This window comes from Pseudoxanthomonas suwonensis (assembly GCF_000972865.1).
Taxonomy (GTDB): domain Bacteria; phylum Pseudomonadota; class Gammaproteobacteria; order Xanthomonadales; family Xanthomonadaceae; genus Pseudoxanthomonas; species Pseudoxanthomonas suwonensis_B.
In genome coordinates this window covers 428,045-444,292 of record NZ_CP011144.1, presented here as the reverse complement: position 1 = coordinate 444,292, position 16,248 = coordinate 428,045, and the positions used below count along the sequence as shown (strand labels likewise).

Genomic DNA, 16,248 nt, shown 5'->3' with positions numbered 1-16,248 from the left:
GCCGCCACGAAGTCGCTGGCGGATAGAATCCGCGCATGTCCAATCAGCCCGAAATCCGCCGGCTGCGCGGCCACGCCATCGCGCCGTGGCTCGACGACATCGCCCGCCTGCGCATCGCCGTGTTCCGCGAGTGGCCCTACCTGTACGACGGCCAGGCCGACGACGCCTACGAGCGCGAGTACCTGTCGGTCTACCTCGGTTCGCCCGACAGCGTAGCGGTGCTGGCCCTGGATGGCGGCCGGGTGGTCGGCGCGTCCACCGGGCTGCCACTGGCCGACGATCCTGATGCGTTTTCCAGGCCGCTGCGCGCTGCCGGCCTGCCGGTCGCGCAGGTCTTCTATTTCGGCGAATCGGTGCTGCTGCCGGGCTACCGCGGGCTGGGCGTGGGCCATGCGTTCTTCGACGAGCGCGAGGCGCATGCGCGTGCGCTGGGACGGTTCCGCTGGACCGCCTTCTGCGCGGTGGACCGCGACGCCGACGATCCACGGCGGCCGCCCGGCTACCGTTCCAACGATTCGTTCTGGCACAAGCGCGGCTACGCGCGCCTGCCGGGGATGACCGCCTGGCTGCCGTGGAACGAGGTCGACCGCGGCGAGGTGCAGCACCCGCTGACCTTCTGGCTGCGCGAACTGAAGGACGCGGCATGAGGGTGGCCGTCTGCAAGTACCGGGTGGGCCAGCCGGCCGACTTCGAAGCATTCGCGCGCCGGCAGCGCGCGCTGCTGGGCGATGCCGCCGACTCCGGTGCCCAGGTCGCGGTGTTGCCCGAGTACCTGTCGCTGGAACTGGCGGCGGTCTTCCCCCCGGAGGTGCATCGCGACCTGCGCGCGTCGCTGGCGGCGATCCAGCCCCTGCGTGCGGCATGGCTGGAGTTGTTTGCCGGCCTGGCGCGCGAGACCGGCATGCACGTGGTCGCCGGCAGCTTCCTGCTGGCGCAGGACGATGGCCGCCATCGCAACCGCAGCGACCTGTTCGCGCCCGACGGCGGCCACCTGTGGCAGGACAAGCTGCAGCTGACCGGCTTCGAGAAGGCCAGCGGCGCGATCGCCGGTGGTGACGCGTTGAAGGTCGCCGAACTCGGCGGCATCCGCGCCGGTATCGCGGTCTGCTACGACAGCGAGTTCCCGTTGCCGGTACGCGCCCAGTACGAAGCCGGCGCGCGGCTGCTGCTGGTGCCCAGCTGCACCGACACCGCCGCTGGCGCCACCCGGGTGCAGGTCGGCTGCCTGGCGCGCGCGCTGGAGAACCGCATGTTCGTCGCCCAGTCGGTCACCGCCGGGCAGGCGCCGTGGAGTCCGGCGCTGGACGAGAACACCGGCGAGGCCACGCTGTACGCGCCGATGGACGCGGGCTTTCCCGCTGACGGCATCCTCGCCCGCACCCGCGGCGACGAGGCCTGGGCGGTGGCGGACCTGGACTTCGACCTGCTCGAGGCCACGCGCGGCCGCGCCCAGGTCGCCAACGACCGCGATTGGCCCGGCCAGCAGCAGCCGGCGCTGGCCCGCGCCCGGGTCGAGGGCTTCACGTCGTTGTAGGAGCCGGGTTCAGCCGGCGACACGGGCGTCGGGAGAATGAGGGAGTCGCCTGTGCCAGCGTGGCGTGTCGCCGGCTGAATCCGGCTCCTACAACAGCACCGCGCCGAGCCAGAGCGAGGCACCGGCCAGCAGCGATCCGATCGCGGTTGCGGCCAGCACGTCGCTGGGATAGTGCAGCCCCAGTACCACCCGCGACACCGCCACCGAGGCGGTGAACGGGATCAGCAGCGCCGCCAGCCATGGGTAGTACGCCAGCGCGACTACGCTGAAGGCGACCGCGTGCAGCGTGTGTCCGGAGGGAAAACTGAACTCGTCCAGCGGCGCGACCCAGGCGCGGATGCGCCCGTCGGCGGTGAACGGCCGTGGGCGCCGGGTCCAGCGCTTGAGCCGCTTGTACAGGGTCAGCGCGACCACGCCGGTGGCGGCCAGGTGCACGGAGGCGGACAGGCCCTGCAGGCCGTCGAACACCACCAGCGCGCCCATGAGTCCATACCAGAACACGCCGTCGCCGAGCCGGCTGACCACGGCGAAGTAGCGGCGCACCGCGCCACGCGCGCCCCAGCGGTTGGCGCGCACGCACCAGCCGCGGTCGCGGGCGCGCAGGCGCGCGGCGCGGCGGCGCGACGGCGCCAGCGCGGGCAGGATGCGTTCAGGCGGCGAGGGCGGCACGGCTGTCTCCCCGGCGGGCCAGTCCCGCCAGCAGTGCATCGAAATCCGCGGCGACCTGCTCCGGGCGCAGCCGCAGCACCGCCGCGCGCGCGGCCCGGCCCATCGCCCACAGGGTCTCGTCGTCGCCGGCCAGGCGCACGGCGGCATCGATGAACCCGGCCTCGTCGCGCGCCAGCGCGCCGTGCACGCCGTCGCCCAGGTGCTCGCGCGCGGCGCCGGAGTCGAACGCCAACGTCGGCACGCCGCTGGCCATCGCTTCAAGAGTGACATTGCCGAAGGTCTCGCTGCGGCTCGGGAACAGGAACAGGTCGCCGCTGGCGAAATGCCGCGCCAGTTCGGCGCTACGCTGCACGCCGCAGAACACGAAGTCCGGGTTGGCCTGCGCCAGCGTTTCGCGCGCCGGCCCGTCGCCCACCCAGACGAAGCGGGCCTGCGGACGCCGCCGCTGGATCGCGCGGAACGCACGCACCGCCAGGTCCAGGTTCTTTTCCGGCGCGATCCGGCCGACGTGGATCGCCACCAGCGTGTCCGCGCCGGCGCCCCAGGCGGCGCGCAGGGTGTCGTCGCGCAGCGCCGGCGACAGTTGCGTGGTGTCGACCGCGCGCGCCAGCCGGGTCACGCGCTCGAAACCGCGCATGCGCAGGAAGTCCAGCAGCTCGACGGTCGGCACCAGGGTCGCGTCGGCGCGGTTGTGGAAGCGGCGCATCCAGGCCAGCGCGGTGCCTTCCAGCCACGGCATGCCGTAGTCGCGCATGTAGTGGTCGAACCGGGTGTGGAGGCCGGTGGCCACGGGGATGCCCAGCCTGGCCGCCGCGCGCAGCGCGGACCAGCCCAGCGGGCCTTCGGTGGCCACGTAGAGCGCGTCCGGCGGCGCATGCTTCCAGTGGCGCAGCAGGGTGCGCGTCGCCGGCAGGCCGAAGCGCAGTCCCGGATAGCGTGGCAGCGCGGCGCCGCGCAACAGCAGGGTCGCGATCGCACCTTCGCCGGTGCCGTCCGCCGGATCTTCTGGTTGACGCGGCCGCACCACTTCCACTGCGTGTCCGCGGGCGAGCAGGCCGTGGGCCAGCCCTTGCACGGTCAGGGCGACGCCGTTGACCTCCGGCGGCCAGGTTTCGGTGACGAGGGCGTAGCGCATGCGCGGCGGCTCCGGGTTTTGCCCATCCTCCGCCGCATGGATGCAAGCGCCGTTACGCTGGGATGACCGCCGGGTGACGCACCTTCCTGTGCAGGAGCCCACCAATGGGCGACACGGGTACCGCAATCACGGGGGTATCGCCTGTGCCGACGGCGTCGGGTCGCCGGCTGAACCCGGCTCCTGCAGAAAGCAGCGTGGTCGCTACGGATTCGGCTCCGGAGGATCAGGCAGCACGCCCTCGACCGACAGCGCCAGCACGCCGTCGCGCACGCGCGCCTGCAGGCGGTCGCCGGGCGCGGCCTGCGCCACCGACTGGACCAGCCGGCTGTCGTCGGCACGGGTGAGGATCGAATAGCCGCGCGCCACGGTGGCCAGCGGGCTGCAGGCCTCCAGTGAACGGGCCAGCGCGCGCAGCTGCAGCGCATCGCGCTGCAGGGTGCGGGCGATGGCCGCCTGCGGCCGGGCACCGAGCCGCTGCAGCCGTGCCTGCAGCTGCGCCATCCGGCGCGCCGGATGGTGTGCGCGCAGCACCGCGGCGGCATGGCGCAAACGCGCCTGCCGGTCCAGCAGGCGCTGCTGCCACAGGGCCTGCAAGCGGCGCTGCAGTTCGGCGTGGCGCTGCCGGAGCAGGCGCAGCCGCGCCTGCGGCGATTGCGCCTGCAGCCGCAGCGCGGCGCGGTCGGCGCGCTGCATGGCCTGGCGCAGGCGATGGCGCTGCAGCGAATGCACGCGCTCCTGCAGCGCGCGCAGCCGCGCCTGCAGGTCGCGCCGGTCCGGCACCAGCAGTTCGGCGGCGACCGACGGAGTGGGCGCGCGCACGTCGGCGGCGAAGTCGGCCAGGGTGAAGTCGGTCTCGTGGCCGACCGCCGACACCACCGGCACCGGCGAGTCGGCGATCGCGCGCACCAGGCGTTCGTCGTTGAACGCCCACAGGTCTTCCAGCGAGCCGCCACCGCGGGCCAGCAGCACCGCGTCGTAGCGGCCGCTGGCGCCGGCGCGGCGCAGCAGGTCGGCGATCTGCGCCGCGGCGGTCTCGCCTTGCACCAGGCTGGGCAGGATATCCACCTCCAGCAGCGGGCAGCGCCGCGCCAGCACGCTGAGCACGTCGCGCACGGCCGCGCCGGTGGGCGAGGTGATCACCGCCAGCCGCCGTACGAAGGCCGGCAGTTCGCGCTTGCGCCCGGTGTCGAACAGGCCCTCGGCTTCGAGCTTGGCCTTCAGTGCCTCGAACGCGCGGCGCAGCGCGCCTTCGCCGGCTTCCTCGAGGTGGTCGAGCACCAGCTGGTAGTCGCCTCGCGCCTCGTACAGGGTGAGGCGGCCGCGGCCGAGCACTTTCAGGCCCTCGCGCGGGACGAACTTCAGCCATTGGCTCTTGGGCTTGAACATCGCGCAGCGCACCTGGGCGCGCGCGTCCTTCAGGGTGAAGTACAGGTGCCCGGAACCGGGGCGGGTGATGTTGCCCAGCTCGCCCTCGACCCAGACCAGCGGGAACGCGCTCTCCAGCAGGTCGCGCGCCAGCGTGTTGAGCTGGCTCGGGGTGAGGACGGGATTCTGCTCGGACATCGGGCGCGTGGCGGTCGGTGGGACAGGATAGCGCGACGGTGATGGGCCTGCTTTCGCGCGCTTGCCACCTGGGAGAGTGGCGGAAGGAACCGCAACCGCAACCGCGAAAAGCGTCGGGTGTGCGTCGGCTTCGGTCTGAGCCGCGGCAGGCCGGGGGTATTGCGGTCGTCTCGACGGCACATCCATGTGCCGACTCGCCGACGTGGCCATCCCTGGCCACTGCCGCAATACCCCCGGCCCGCCACGTCTTCGGGAGCTTTGGCGTCGTGGCTTCGTTCAGGCGTGGAGCAGCGCACGGCTTTTGTAGGAGCGGGCATGACCGCGACCCGACGCCGTCGGCCCAGGCGACGCCCTCGTGATTCCGACGCCCGTGTCGCGGTCATGCCCGCTCCTACAACAAGCAGCGCCGTCGTGGGCTTGCCCGCCGGCGAAGGAGAGGCCTGGGGGATGCCGGTGCCATTGCTGTTGCTGTTGCTCGTCCGATCGAAGCCATGCCCTCAAAGCTCCCGAGGCCGTCGTGCCCTGGGGGTATGGCGCAAGCAGCACAGGGATGTGCTGCGTTCGCGACTCGGAGGCAGGACGCCGGAGCGGAGCGATGCGCCATACCCCCAGGGCACGGCGGACCCTTCCGAAGCCAGCGCTTCCGCTTCGCCTTTAGAGCTTTCGCTTAGCTAGGCCCAGGCACGGCCATGGGAAGAAAGCTAGCGTCCCCGCCACCGATCCACGATCACGATCCCCCCGCAGGCGACAACCCCCGCACGCCATCCGCATGCCGCGCCAGCGCCCACTGCACATGCTCCCGCACCACCGGCGACGCATGCTCGCGGCGCGACGCCAGCGCGGCGAGCACCTCCGGCGTGGATGGCGCATTGCCCAGCGCCACGGCGATGTTGCGCAGCCAGCGCTCGTGGCCGCTGCGGCGGATCGGGCTGCCCTCGGTGCGGCGCAGGAACTCGTCCTCGTCCCAGGCGAACAGCTGAGGCAGGGTCGCGGTGTCCAGGTCGTTGCGCGCGCGGAAGTCGGGTTCGTCGGTGCGCCGGGCGAACTTGTTCCAGGGGCAGACCAGCTGGCAGTCGTCGCAGCCGAAGATGCGGTTGCCGATCGCCGGGCGCAGGTCCTCCGGGATCGGGCCGTCATGCTCGATGGTCAGGTAGGCGATGCAGCGCCGCGCGTCGAGCCGGTACGGCGCGACGATGGCCTGGGTCGGGCAGACCTCGATGCAGCGCATGCAGGTGCCGCAGTGCGCGCTGGCCGGCGCGTCCACCGGCAACGGCAGGTCGACATAGATCTCGCCGAGGAAGAACCACGAGCCGCCGTCGCGATCGATCAGGCAGGTGTGCTTGCCGATCCAGCCCAGCCCGGCGTTGCGTGCCAGCGCGCGCTCCAGCACCGGCGCGGAGTCGACGAACACCCGGTGGCCGAACGGGCCGATCTCGGCCTGCACGCGTTCGGCCAGCTTCTGCAGGCGGTTGCGCATCAGCTTGTGGTAGTCGCGCCCCAGTGCGTAGCGGGCCACATAGGCGCGTTCGCCGGCGCGCAGCGTGTCCCAGGCCTCCTCGCTGTCGTTGCGGCCGTAGTCCAGCCCGACCGAGATCACCCGCAGCGTGCCCGGGATCAGATCCTGCGGCCGCGAGCGCTTGTCGCCGTGTGCGGCCATCCAGTCCATGGTCCCGTACAGGCCGCGGGCGAGCCAGTCGCGCAGGTGTGCTTCGTCCTCGCCCAGCTCGATGCCGGTGATGCCGCAACGCTGGAAACCGAGCTCGCGGGCCAGTTCGCGCACGCGCCGGGCCACCGCCGCCGGATCGGCGGGGACGGGAACGGCGGCGGGCAGGGCGCGGGACATGGGCGGATTATAGGGATCGGGTCGTTCGGGCCCGGTTTCCGGCAGCGCGTGGTCCGGGCGCGCCGCGGCTAGAATTGCCCGGTGCCCAGCATGACCGCCCTCTACGACTCGGCCGCCGCGCGCGAGCTTGACCGCCTTGCCACCGCCGCGCTGGGCGACGACGGCTACGTGCTGATGCAGCGCGCCGGGCAGGCCGCGTGGCGCGTGCTGCTGCAGCGCTGGCCGCAGGCGCAGCGGATCGCGGTCGCCTGCGGCAGCGGCAACAACGGCGGCGACGGCTACGTGCTGGCGCGGCTGGCGCTGCAGTCGGGCCGTCGCGTGCGGGTGCTGCACCCGGCCGACGGCGGCCCGCGCACGCCGCTGGCGCAGCGCGCCTGCACCGACTACCTGGCCGCTGGCGGCCACGTCGACCTGTTCCCGGCGCCGCTGGACGATGCGGACGTGCTGGTCGACGCGCTGTTCGGCATCGGCCTGCAGCAGGCGCCGCGTGACGACATGGCGGCCCTGGTCGAGGCGCTGGACGCCGCCGCCGCGCCGGTGTTCGCATTGGACGTGCCCAGCGGCGTCGACGCCGACCACGGCAGCCTGCCGGGAGCCGCACTGCGCGCCGACTGCACGCTGCAGTTCATCGTCGCCCATGCCGGCCTGTACACCGGCGCCGCGTTGGACCGTACCGGCGAACTGCTGCTCGACCGCCTCGATGTCGATGCCGGGTCGTACGCCGATGCCGTTCCGCCGGTAGCCGGCCTGCTGGACGCGTCCGCGCTGCGTGGCTGGTTGCCGCCGCGCCGCCGCGACACGCACAAGGGCGAATCCGGCCGCGTGCTGTGCGTCGGCGGCGACCATGGCAGCGGCGGTGCCATCCTGCTCTGCGCCGAAGCGGCGCTGCGCGCTGGCGCCGGGCTGGTGGCCGTGGCCACGCGCGCCGAGCACGTGCCGGCGGTCCTGGCGCGGCGCCCGGAGGCGATGGTGCGCGCGGTGGAAGGCACCGGCGAGTTCGCGCCGATGCTCGACGCGGCCGGCGTGGTCGCCTGCGGCCCGGGCCTGGGACAGGACGAATGGGGCGCGGCGCTGTTCCAGCGCGCGCTCGACAGCGGCAAGCCGCTGGTACTCGATGCCGATGCACTGAACCTGCTGGCCGCCGCGCCGCGCTCGCTCGCCGACGCGATCCTGACCCCGCATCCGGGCGAGGCCGCGCGCCTGCTCGGTACCGACACCGCCGGCGTGCAGTGCGACCGTCTCGCCGCCGCGGCGGCACTGGCCGAGCGCTACGCCAGCACCGTGGTACTGAAGGGCGCCGGCACGATCGTGGCCGCACCCGGCCACCTGCCGCGCGTGCTCGACGCCGGCAATCCCGGCATGGCCGTGGGCGGGATGGGTGACCTGCTCACCGGCACGATCGCCGCGCTGCGCGCGCAGGGACTGCCGGCATTCGACGCGGCCTGCGCCGGCGCGCTGCTGCATTCGCTGGCCGGCGACGCGGCCGCGGGCGAAGGCCAGCGCGGCCTGCTGCCGTCCGACCTGCTGCCGCACCTGCGGTGGCTGGCCAACCCGCAGGACCCATGATGCGCATCGCCCTGGCCGACAGCGAAGCCACCGAGCAACTCGGGCGCCTGCTCGCCGCCAGCCGGCCGGCGCAGGCAGTGGTGCACCTGCAGGGCGACCTCGGCGCCGGCAAGTCCACCCTGGCGCGCGCGCTGCTGCGCGAGCTCGGCGTCCAAGGCCCGATCCGCAGCCCGACCTACACCCTGGTCGAGCGCTATCCGGTACCCGGGGGCGAGGCCTGGCACCTGGACCTGTATCGCATCGGCGACGCCGGCGAACTGGATTTCCTCGGCCTGGACGGCGACGAGGCCACGCTGTGGCTGGTCGAATGGCCCGAACGCGGCGCGGCGGCCTTGCCGGCGCCGGACCTGCGGGTGCGCCTGGCGCAGGACGGGCCAGGGCGGCAGGCCGGGCTGGAAGCCGGCACGCCGGCCGGCGAGGACTGGCTGGTGGCGGTAGGGGGAATGGCCGGTTTGCGGCCTGTTTCTCTGGATCGACCCTAGGAAGGTTTCCCAGGCCCCGGATTATTAAGGGAAAAGTGCTTGCATTCCCCGGGGCATGGTGCTTGAATCCCGGCCATGCGCCAGGGGATTACCCGGATCGGACGGTGGAGGGTGGGCTTCGTGCTCGCCGCGCTGTCGTTCGCCGGCGCCGCCTGGGCCGGCCAGGTCAGCTCGGTGGCGCTGGAGCAGGGTGCCACCGGCACCGGCACCCGCGCCGAAGTCCAGTTGCAGGGCGCGGGCCAGTACAAGACCCTGTCCCTGTCCGATCCGCACCGGCTGGTGCTGGACCTGCCCGATTCGCAGGCGGTCCGCGGCCTGCAGCTGCCGGCGCCGACCGGCGTGGTCACCGCGGTGCGTACCGGGCAGCCGGTGCCGGGTACCTTCCGCATCGTCTTCGAACTGGCCGCTCCGGTGGCCGCGCTGCCGCTGCGCGTGGAGCCGTCGAGCGGCGGCGCGCGGCTGCTGATCGAGTGGCCGGGCGACGGTCCGGCTTCTTCTGGCGCGTCCGTGGCCACGGGCGTGGCGACCGCCGCACCATCGCCGGCGGAGGCCGTGCCGGCCGCCGCTTCCAGCGGGAACGCCACGCCGCCGCCGCAGGATCCGCGTTCCGAGGCGGCGCGCGCCACCGCGCTGCTGACCGCGCAGGTCACCGAAGCACTCAATCGCCCGGCCGCCACCGGCGCACCCGGCGAGGTGCCGCCATCAGGCACGACGGTGTCGCCGCAGGCGATCCTCGAGGGCCGCGCCGCCAGCGCGGCGGCAGCCGCGACGACGGCGCCGGCGACCGCAGGCGTGGCCGCGCAGGACGGCGTCGCCGCATCGTCTGCCGCGCCTGCACCGGTGGCCACCCAGGCGCCGGCTCCCGCGCCACCGCGCCCGGCCATCTCCGCCGCCGGCATGCGCACGCTGGTCGTGGCCATCGACGCCGGCCACGGCGGCCAGGACCCCGGTGCCATCGGCCCGACCGGCAAGCGCGAGAAGGACGTGACCCTGGCCATGGCCCGCGAACTGGCGCGCCAGGTCAACGCCACCCCGGGCCTGAAGGCGTTCCTGGTGCGCGACTCGGACGTGTTCCTTCCGCTGCCGATGCGCGCCCAGCGCGCGCGCGCGGCCAAGGCCGACATCTTCGTCTCCATCCACGCCGATGCGGCGGAGAACCGCAACGCGCGCGGTTCCTCGGTGTACGTGCTCTCGACCAAGGGCGCGTCCTCGCAACGCGCGCGCTGGCTGGCCGACAAGGAGAACGCGGCCGACCTGGTCGGTGGCGTGCGCCTGCAGCAGACCGAAAACGTGCTGGCCAGCGTGTTGCTGGACCTGGCCCAGAGCGGGCACATGCGCGCCTCCGAGGACGCGGCCAACCACGTGCTCGGTGGGCTCAAGCGGGTCGGCAACAACCACAAGCCGAACATCGAGCGCGCCAACTTCGCGGTGCTGCGCACCGCCGACATGCCGGCGATGCTGGTGGAGACCGCGTTCATCTCCAACGCCGAGGAAGAGAAGCGGCTGGTGGATCCGGCCTACCAGCGCAAGGTGGCGGGCGCGGTGGTGGACGGCATCAACACCTACTTCACCCGGCAACCGCCGCCGGGCACGTTGTTTGCCGCGCGCGCCGAGGCCGAGAGTCTGGCGATGGCAGGGGGCGGCACGCCCTGATCCTGTCGCCGTGCGTCGGGCAGGGGTCGGTCCTGCGGCGGCATGGGCGGATGTCGGAACCGCATGGGTCATGGGCCGAAACGCGCCGCCGCGCTCGATCGGAGCGATCGATCCGGTTTTTTTGTAGGAGCCGGGTTTGGCCGGCGACCGCCACGTCTGCACAGGCGACTCCTTCGTGGTTCCGACGCCCGTGTCGCCGGCTAAACCCGGCTCCTACACAGCTGCGCAGCATCCAGGCTGTGGGCATCGCCATCGTGAGGCGCCCGACTGCCGCGTGGCACACCGGGCAGGAAAATCTCCGGCACGGGCGGCCGCCGGCGCCCGGCTGCGGCTATCATCACGTGCATGTCTTCCGATCCGGCGCCCGACGCCGCGACGCCGTGCCGATCCGACCGCTTCCGGACACCCTGATCAACCAGATCGCTGCTGGCGAAGTCGTCGAACGGCCGGCCTCGGTGGTCAAGGAACTGGTCGAGAACGCGCTGGACGCCGGCGCACGCCGGGTCGACATCGACCTGGAGGAGGGCGGCGTCCGCCTGATCCGGATCCGCGACGACGGCGGTGGCATCGCCGCCGAGGAGCTTCCATTGGCGGTGTCGCGCCACGCCACAAGCAAGATCGCCTCGCTGGACGACCTGGAGGCGGTGGCCACGCTCGGCTTCCGCGGCGAGGCGCTGCCGTCGATCGCTTCGGTCAGCCGCTTCCAGCTGGCCTCGCGCCGGCCCGGCGACGAGCACGGCGCGGCGCTGCAGGTCGATGGCGGCCGGGTCGGCGAGATCGTGCCCAAGGCGCATGCGCCTGGCACCACGGTGGAGGTGCGCGACCTGTTCTTCAACGTGCCGGCGCGGCGCAAGTTCCTGCGCGCCGAACGCACCGAGCTGGGCCACATCGAGGAATGGCTGCGCTCGCTGGCGCTGGCGCGCCCGGACGTGGAACTGCGGGTGAGCCACAACGGCAAGCCATCGCGCCGCTACAAGGCAGGCGACATCGACGCGGCCGCACGCCTGGCCGAGACCCTGGGCGAGGATTTCGCCCGCAGCGCGCTGCGCATCGACCACAGCGGCGCCGGACTGCGGCTGCACGGCTGGATCGCGCAGCCGCACTACTCCCGGGCAAGTGCGGACCAGCAGTACCTGTACGTCAACGGCCGCTCGGTGCGCGACCGCAGCGTCGCCCACGCGGTGAAGCTGGCCTACCAGGACGTGCTGTTCCACGGCCGCCAGCCGGCCTACGTGCTGTTCCTGGAGCTGGATCCGGTGCGGGTGGACGTGAACGTGCACCCGGCCAAGCACGAGGTGCGCTTCCGCGACGCGCGCCTGATCCACGACTTCGTGTTCCGGACCCTGCAGGAGGCGCTGGCGCACACGCGCGCCGGCGGCGAGGCGGCGGTGCCGGCGGTGATGGAGGCCGGGGGTGCCGTGCGGCTGCCGTCGACCGGCGCGCCGGCGTGGACGCCGCAACCGCAGCCGCTGGGACTGCGCGTGGACGATGCCGTCGGCGCCTACGCCGCGCTGTACGCCGCGCCCGCCGCGGCCAACGACCTGCCCATGCCGCTCCCGCGCCAGGACGCCGCGCTGCCGGCAGGCGACGGGCAGGTGCCACCGCTGGGCTACGCCATCGCCCAGTTGCACGGCATCTACATCCTGGCCGAGAACGCCGACGGCCTGGTGGTGGTGGACATGCACGCCGCGCACGAACGCATCGGCTACGAAAGGTTGAAGAATGCGCACGACGGCATCGGCCTGCGCGCGCAGCCGCTGCTGGTGCCGCTGGCGCTGGCGGTGGGCGAGCGCGACGCGGACGTAGCCGAGCGCGAGGCGCAGACCCTGGCCGAACTCGGCTTCGACGTGGTCCGCAGCGGACCGCAGACGCTGAGCGTGCGCAGCGTGCCGGCACTGCTGGCGCACGCCGAGCCGGAGGCGCTGCTGCGCGACGTGCTGGCCGACTTGCGCGAGCACGGCGCCAGCCGGCGGGTGGCCGCCGCGCGTGACGAACTGCTGTCGACGATGGCCTGCCACGGCGCGGTACGCGCACACCGGCGCCTGACGGTGCCGGAGATGAACGCCCTGTTGCGCGACATGGAAGCCACCGAGCGCTCGGGGCAATGCAACCACGGCCGCCCGACCTGGGCGCGCTTCAGTCTGGGGGAGATCGATCGATGGTTCCTACGGGGAAGATGAGGGTCCTGTGCGTCGCCGGCATCGCCATGGGGATGGCGCTGCTGGCCGGGTGCGACGGCGGTACGGACGGAGGCGATGCGCAGAAGGCGGCCGCGCCCAAGGTCGACCAGGCGTTCGTCGCCGAGCAGCAGGCCTGGCGCAACCAGCGCGTGGAGGACCTGCTGCGGCCGGACGGCTGGACCAGCCTGGTGGGCCTGCACTGGCTGGAACTGAAGGCGCACTACGTGGGCAGCGGCGAGCGCATCGGCAACGGCGTGCGCTTCGCCTTCGGCCCGGCGAAGATGGGCATGGTCTCGCGCGACGCGGCGGGCTGGTGGTTCACGCCGGAAAGCGGGGTCGACCTGACCTTCAACGGCGAGCCGCTGAAGGGACGGGTGGCGCTGCGCAGCGACCACGATCCCGAGCCGAGCACGATCGGCTTCGACGAGGGCAAGGGCGTGGTCACGCTGCTCAGGCGCGGCGACCGCCACGCGCTGCGGGTCAAGCACGCCGACGCGCCGACCCGGCTGCAGTTCGCCGGGCTGAAGTACTGGCCGACCGATCCATCCTGGCGGATCGAGGGGCGCTTCGTGCCGAATCCGCCGGGCAGGACCCTGCCGATCGCCGACATCGTTGGCACCCAGAGCGATTCGCCCCATCCCGGCGCGGTGGAGTTCCAGCGCGACGGCCGCACCTTCCGCCTGGAGGCGCTGGGCGAGCCGGGCCGCGACCTGTTCTTCGTCTTCGCCGACCGCACCAGCGGCCACGGCAGCTATCCGGCGGGCCGCTTCCTCGAGGCGGCCTGGCCGGGCGCCAACGGCAAGGTGGTCCTGGACTTCAACCGCGCCTACAACCCGCCGTGCGCCTTCACCCTGTACGCGACCTGCCCGCTGCCGCCGCCTGAGAACCGGCTGGACGTGGCGATCGAGGCCGGGGAGAAGAACTACGTGTCGCCGTTGCAGTGACGGCGCCGGCCATCGCCCAGCCGCCGCCACCTCCAGGATGACGCCGATGTACCGAGCCTTGCGCCGCTTCGCCGCCGTACTCCTCGCCTTCGCCGTCGCCCTGCCGGCCAGCGCGGAGCCACCGGTGCCACTGCTGTGGAAGGTGTCCGACGCCGACAATTCGGTCTACCTGCTGGGCTCGTTCCACCTGCTCTCCGCCGGCGACTACCCGTTGTCGGCCGACGTCGATGCCGCGTTCGCCGATGCCGAGGCGCTGTTGTTCGAGCTGTCGCCGGAGGAAGCCGGTTCGCCGGCGCTGGCGGGCCTGATGGCGCAGGCGGCGCTGCGCCAGCGCGCGGGCAGCCTCGAACAGGACCTGGGGCCGGCGCTGTGGGCACGGCTGCAGGCGTACGCGGCGGCCGGCCAGTTGCCGCTCGCGCAGATGGCGATGTTCGATCCGTGGTTCATCGGCCTGACCGTCGGCCTGATCGAGATGCAGAAGCAGGGCCTGGATCCGGCGCTGGGCCTGGACCGGCATTTCATGGATGCCGCCGCGCACGCGGGCAAGCCGGCGGCGGGACTGGAACTGGCGGCCGACCAGATCCGGGTCCTGGCCGGGATGACCCTGGAGGAGCAGAAGCAGCTGCTGGCCGAGGCGCTGGAGCAGGCCGAGCAGGGCGCGGAGCAGTCGCGCGAACTGCATGCGGCCTGGCGCGCCGGCGACGCGGAGCGGTTGTGGAACGACATGGCCGCGCAGCTGAAGCGCGACTACCCGGCGCTCTACCGGCGCATCAACATCGAGCGCAACGACGCCTGGCTGCCCAGGCTGGAACAGCGGCTGGCGCAGGAGCAGGACGACACCCTGGTCGTGGTCGGCGCGCTGCACCTGCTGGGCGGGGACGGGCTGGTCGAGAAGCTGCGCGCGAAGGGTTACCGGGTCGAGCGGATCTGTTCGGCCTGCGCGCCGTGATTGCCTTTGTAGGAGCGGGCATGACCGCGACCCGACGCCGTTGGCCCAGGCGACGCCCCCCATGATCCCGACGCCTGTGTCGCCCTTGTAGGAGCTCACTTCAGTGGGCGACTCCCGACACCTCGGCGCAAGCGACGCCCTCATCTTCCTGACGCCCGTGTCGCCCACTGAAGTGAACTCCTACAAGGAGGGCGCCGGCTCCATCACGATGCAGTCCACCGGGCACGCCGGAACGCACAGTTCACAGCCGGTGCACAGCGGGTCGATCACCACGTGCATGAGCTTGGAGGCGCCGACGATCGCGTCCACCGGACAGGCCTGGATGCACTTGGTACAGCCGATGCAGTCGGCTTCGACGACCACGGCCACCTGCGGCGGCTTGTGTTCGCCGCGGCTGCGGTCGTAGGAGGGCGGCGGCGCCACCCCGAGAAGCAGCGCCAGCGCGCGCGCGCCGGCGTCGCCGCCGGGCGGGCAATGGTCGGGACCGGCCTCGCCACGCGCCATCGCCTCGGCGTAGGGACGGCAGCCCGGATAGCCGCACTGGCCGCACTGGGTCTGCGGCAGCAGGCGGTCGAGGCGTTCGACCAGGTCGATCGGGAGCGGAGCGGCGGTCATGCGTGGCGGAAGGCTTGCGCGTCCGGCGTTGCCGGGTGCGCATTATCGCCTGTTGCCGTGCCGAAGGGCCGCGCCGCCGCTTGCACGGGCGTCGGAACCCGAGGGTGTCGCCTGGGCGAGGTCGTCGCGTCGCCGGCTGAACCCGGCTCCTACAACAGCCACGGTGCGGCCGCTCTTCTGTAGGAGCCGACTTCAGTCGGCGACACGGGCGTTGGAAACACGAGGGAGTCGCCTGTGCCAGCGGCGTCGCGTCGCCGGCCAAACCCGGCTCCTACAACGGCGGCCGCATCGGCCTTGCTGTAGGAGCCCGGCTTGCTGGCGACACGGGCGTCGGCACTGCGAGGGCGTCGCCCGCACCGAAAGCTGGCACATCACCGGTAACACCGCATTCCCGCGGCAGTGCGACCGGGATCAGCCGATGCGCCGGCCGCGGTACCAGCGCTCGTGGGCTAGGGCCAGCATCGGCCGGTCCTCGCGGCTGTCGCCGTAGGCGTGGATGCGCGGGTAGCGGGCAAGGTCGTAGCGCGCGCGGATGTCGGCGGCCTTGTGCGCGCCGCGGTCGCCGTCGAGGTAGTGGCCGGTCAGGCGGCCATTGCTGCTTTCCAGGCGGTTGCACACCAGTTCCAGCCCGTGCCGTTCGCACCAGGGGCGCAGGTAGGCATCCAGCGATCCGGAGACCACCACCACCGTGTCGCCCTGCCCGCGGTGCCAGGTGATGCGTTCCATCATGTCCGGGCGCAGCAGGCCGGGCAGCACCTCGTCGGCATAGCACAGGCCCGCCGCCTCGACTTCCTGCGTGGTGCGCCCGGCGAACACCAGCCGGGTGACGCGGATGCGCAGCGCGGCGGCCGACACCAGGCCGAGGCGGTAGCCGGCCAGCCAGGGGCCGACGCTCCACTTCGCGCCCGCCAGCTGCTCCGGGGTGGCAATGCCGCGCAGGAAGCGCGCGTAGGTGTCGCAAGTGGTGACGGTGTGGTCGAAGTCGACCAGGGCGAGGTTCATCGATGCAGGGTGCCGGCTGGGAGCCCCCTTTGGTAAAGGGGGCGGCCGCGAAGCGGCGGGGGATTTGGCGGGCAGGAAGCGGGGCCCGCGGTTTGCGTCAGCAAGCCGTGGTG

14 protein-coding genes are annotated in these 16,248 nt (G+C 72.8%); 8 read left to right on the top strand and 6 right to left on the bottom strand.

The window, feature by feature from the left end; translation table 11 throughout:
* The first annotated feature begins 35 nt into the window (after positions 1–35).
* Together WQ53_RS01880 and WQ53_RS01875 are read left to right on the top strand one after the other, a co-directional pair.
* Positions 36–647: a GNAT family N-acetyltransferase gene (locus tag WQ53_RS01880; protein ID WP_052629903.1), complete on the top strand. Its 612-nt coding sequence runs from the start codon at positions 36–38 to the stop codon at positions 645–647.
* Positions 644–1,534, top strand: coding sequence for a carbon-nitrogen hydrolase family protein (locus WQ53_RS01875; RefSeq protein ID WP_052629901.1), 891 nt, complete (start codon positions 644–646; stop codon positions 1,532–1,534). The genes WQ53_RS01880 and WQ53_RS01875 overlap by 4 nt, the downstream gene beginning before the upstream one ends.
* Before the next feature lie 87 nt (positions 1,535–1,621).
* On the opposite strand, the gene WQ53_RS01870 is transcribed toward WQ53_RS01875, so the two are convergent.
* The 4 genes from WQ53_RS01870 to queG all read right to left on the bottom strand — a co-directional run bounded on the left by WQ53_RS01870 (position 1,622) and on the right by queG (position 6,744).
* The gene (locus tag WQ53_RS01870; RefSeq protein WP_428992257.1) at positions 1,622–2,203 is read right to left on the bottom strand and encodes a phosphatase PAP2 family protein; all 582 of its coding nucleotides are present in this window, start codon (positions 2,201–2,203) and stop codon (positions 1,622–1,624) included.
* Positions 2,184–3,338 carry a glycosyltransferase family 4 protein gene (locus WQ53_RS01865; protein ID WP_052629898.1) on the bottom strand — a complete coding sequence of 385 codons (1,155 nt, stop codon included), beginning with the start codon at positions 3,336–3,338 and terminating at the stop codon, positions 2,184–2,186. Before WQ53_RS01865 ends, WQ53_RS01870 begins: the two co-directional genes overlap by 20 nt.
* Before the next feature lie 201 nt (positions 3,339–3,539).
* Positions 3,540–4,901, bottom strand: a complete 1,362-nt coding sequence (gene xseA, locus WQ53_RS01860) for an exodeoxyribonuclease VII large subunit (protein ID WP_052629895.1) — start codon at positions 4,899–4,901, stop codon at positions 3,540–3,542.
* A 727-nt stretch (positions 4,902–5,628) separates the two neighbouring features.
* Positions 5,629–6,744: a tRNA epoxyqueuosine(34) reductase QueG gene (gene queG, locus WQ53_RS01855; RefSeq protein WP_052629893.1), complete on the bottom strand. Its 1,116-nt coding sequence runs from the start codon at positions 6,742–6,744 to the stop codon at positions 5,629–5,631.
* 90 nt (positions 6,745–6,834) lie between these two features.
* Here queG and WQ53_RS01850 point away from each other — a divergent pair, with 90 nt between their 5' ends.
* The 6 genes from WQ53_RS01850 to WQ53_RS01825 all read left to right on the top strand — a co-directional run bounded on the left by WQ53_RS01850 (position 6,835) and on the right by WQ53_RS01825 (position 14,518).
* On the top strand, positions 6,835–8,310 hold the full coding sequence (locus tag WQ53_RS01850; protein WP_052629890.1) for a bifunctional ADP-dependent NAD(P)H-hydrate dehydratase/NAD(P)H-hydrate epimerase: 1,476 nt from the start codon (positions 6,835–6,837) through the stop codon (positions 8,308–8,310).
* Complete coding sequence (tsaE, locus tag WQ53_RS01845; RefSeq protein WP_052629888.1) at positions 8,307–8,792, top strand: tRNA (adenosine(37)-N6)-threonylcarbamoyltransferase complex ATPase subunit type 1 TsaE; 486 nt, start codon at positions 8,307–8,309, stop codon at positions 8,790–8,792. The genes WQ53_RS01850 and tsaE overlap by 4 nt, the downstream gene beginning before the upstream one ends.
* Before the next feature lie 75 nt (positions 8,793–8,867).
* On the top strand, positions 8,868–10,445 hold the full coding sequence (locus WQ53_RS01840) for an N-acetylmuramoyl-L-alanine amidase (RefSeq protein WP_052629885.1): 1,578 nt from the start codon (positions 8,868–8,870) through the stop codon (positions 10,443–10,445).
* 380 nt (positions 10,446–10,825) lie between these two features.
* Entirely contained in the window at positions 10,826–12,625 is a 1,800-nt protein-coding gene (gene mutL / locus WQ53_RS01835; RefSeq protein WP_052629882.1) for a DNA mismatch repair endonuclease MutL, read from the top strand.
* On the top strand, positions 12,622–13,569 hold the full coding sequence (locus tag WQ53_RS01830) for a DUF1684 domain-containing protein (protein WP_052629879.1): 948 nt from the start codon (positions 12,622–12,624) through the stop codon (positions 13,567–13,569). The genes mutL and WQ53_RS01830 overlap by 4 nt, the downstream gene beginning before the upstream one ends.
* A gap of 46 nt (positions 13,570–13,615) precedes the next feature.
* Entirely contained in the window at positions 13,616–14,518 is a 903-nt protein-coding gene (locus tag WQ53_RS01825) for a TraB/GumN family protein (RefSeq protein ID WP_236685888.1), read from the top strand.
* A 180-nt stretch (positions 14,519–14,698) separates the two neighbouring features.
* On the opposite strand, the gene rnfB is transcribed toward WQ53_RS01825, so the two are convergent.
* Both rnfB and WQ53_RS01815 read right to left on the bottom strand, forming a co-directional pair.
* Positions 14,699–15,133, bottom strand: coding sequence for an Rnf electron transport complex subunit RnfB (gene rnfB / locus WQ53_RS01820; protein ID WP_052629873.1), 435 nt, complete (start codon positions 15,131–15,133; stop codon positions 14,699–14,701).
* Positions 15,134–15,544: 411 nt separating this feature from the next.
* Positions 15,545–16,135, bottom strand: coding sequence for an HAD family hydrolase (locus tag WQ53_RS01815; RefSeq protein ID WP_052629870.1), 591 nt, complete (start codon positions 16,133–16,135; stop codon positions 15,545–15,547).
* Between the last annotated feature and the right edge of the window lie 113 nt (positions 16,136–16,248).

What these genes read in the sequence shown, in the direction of transcription:
- WQ53_RS01880 (WP_052629903.1), top strand. Translation starts at nt 36, where the DNA reads ATGTCCAATCAGCCCGAAATCCGCCGGCTGCGCGGCCACGCCATCGCG.
- WQ53_RS01875 (WP_052629901.1), top strand. Translation starts at nt 644, where the DNA reads ATGAGGGTGGCCGTCTGCAAGTACCGGGTGGGCCAGCCGGCCGACTTC.
- WQ53_RS01865 (WP_052629898.1), bottom strand. Translation starts at nt 3,338, where the DNA reads ATGCGCTACGCCCTCGTCACCGAAACCTGGCCGCCGGAGGTCAACGGC.
- xseA (WP_052629895.1), bottom strand. Translation starts at nt 4,901, where the DNA reads ATGTCCGAGCAGAATCCCGTCCTCACCCCGAGCCAGCTCAACACGCTG.
- queG (WP_052629893.1), bottom strand. Translation starts at nt 6,744, where the DNA reads ATGTCCCGCGCCCTGCCCGCCGCCGTTCCCGTCCCCGCCGATCCGGCG.
- WQ53_RS01850 (WP_052629890.1), top strand. Translation starts at nt 6,835, where the DNA reads ATGACCGCCCTCTACGACTCGGCCGCCGCGCGCGAGCTTGACCGCCTT.
- tsaE (WP_052629888.1), top strand. Translation starts at nt 8,307, where the DNA reads ATGATGCGCATCGCCCTGGCCGACAGCGAAGCCACCGAGCAACTCGGG.
- WQ53_RS01840 (WP_052629885.1), top strand. Translation starts at nt 8,868, where the DNA reads ATGCGCCAGGGGATTACCCGGATCGGACGGTGGAGGGTGGGCTTCGTG.
- WQ53_RS01830 (WP_052629879.1), top strand. Translation starts at nt 12,622, where the DNA reads ATGAGGGTCCTGTGCGTCGCCGGCATCGCCATGGGGATGGCGCTGCTG.
- WQ53_RS01825 (WP_236685888.1), top strand. Translation starts at nt 13,616, where the DNA reads ATGTACCGAGCCTTGCGCCGCTTCGCCGCCGTACTCCTCGCCTTCGCC.
- rnfB (WP_052629873.1), bottom strand. Translation starts at nt 15,133, where the DNA reads ATGACCGCCGCTCCGCTCCCGATCGACCTGGTCGAACGCCTCGACCGC.
- WQ53_RS01815 (WP_052629870.1), bottom strand. Translation starts at nt 16,135, where the DNA reads ATGAACCTCGCCCTGGTCGACTTCGACCACACCGTCACCACTTGCGAC.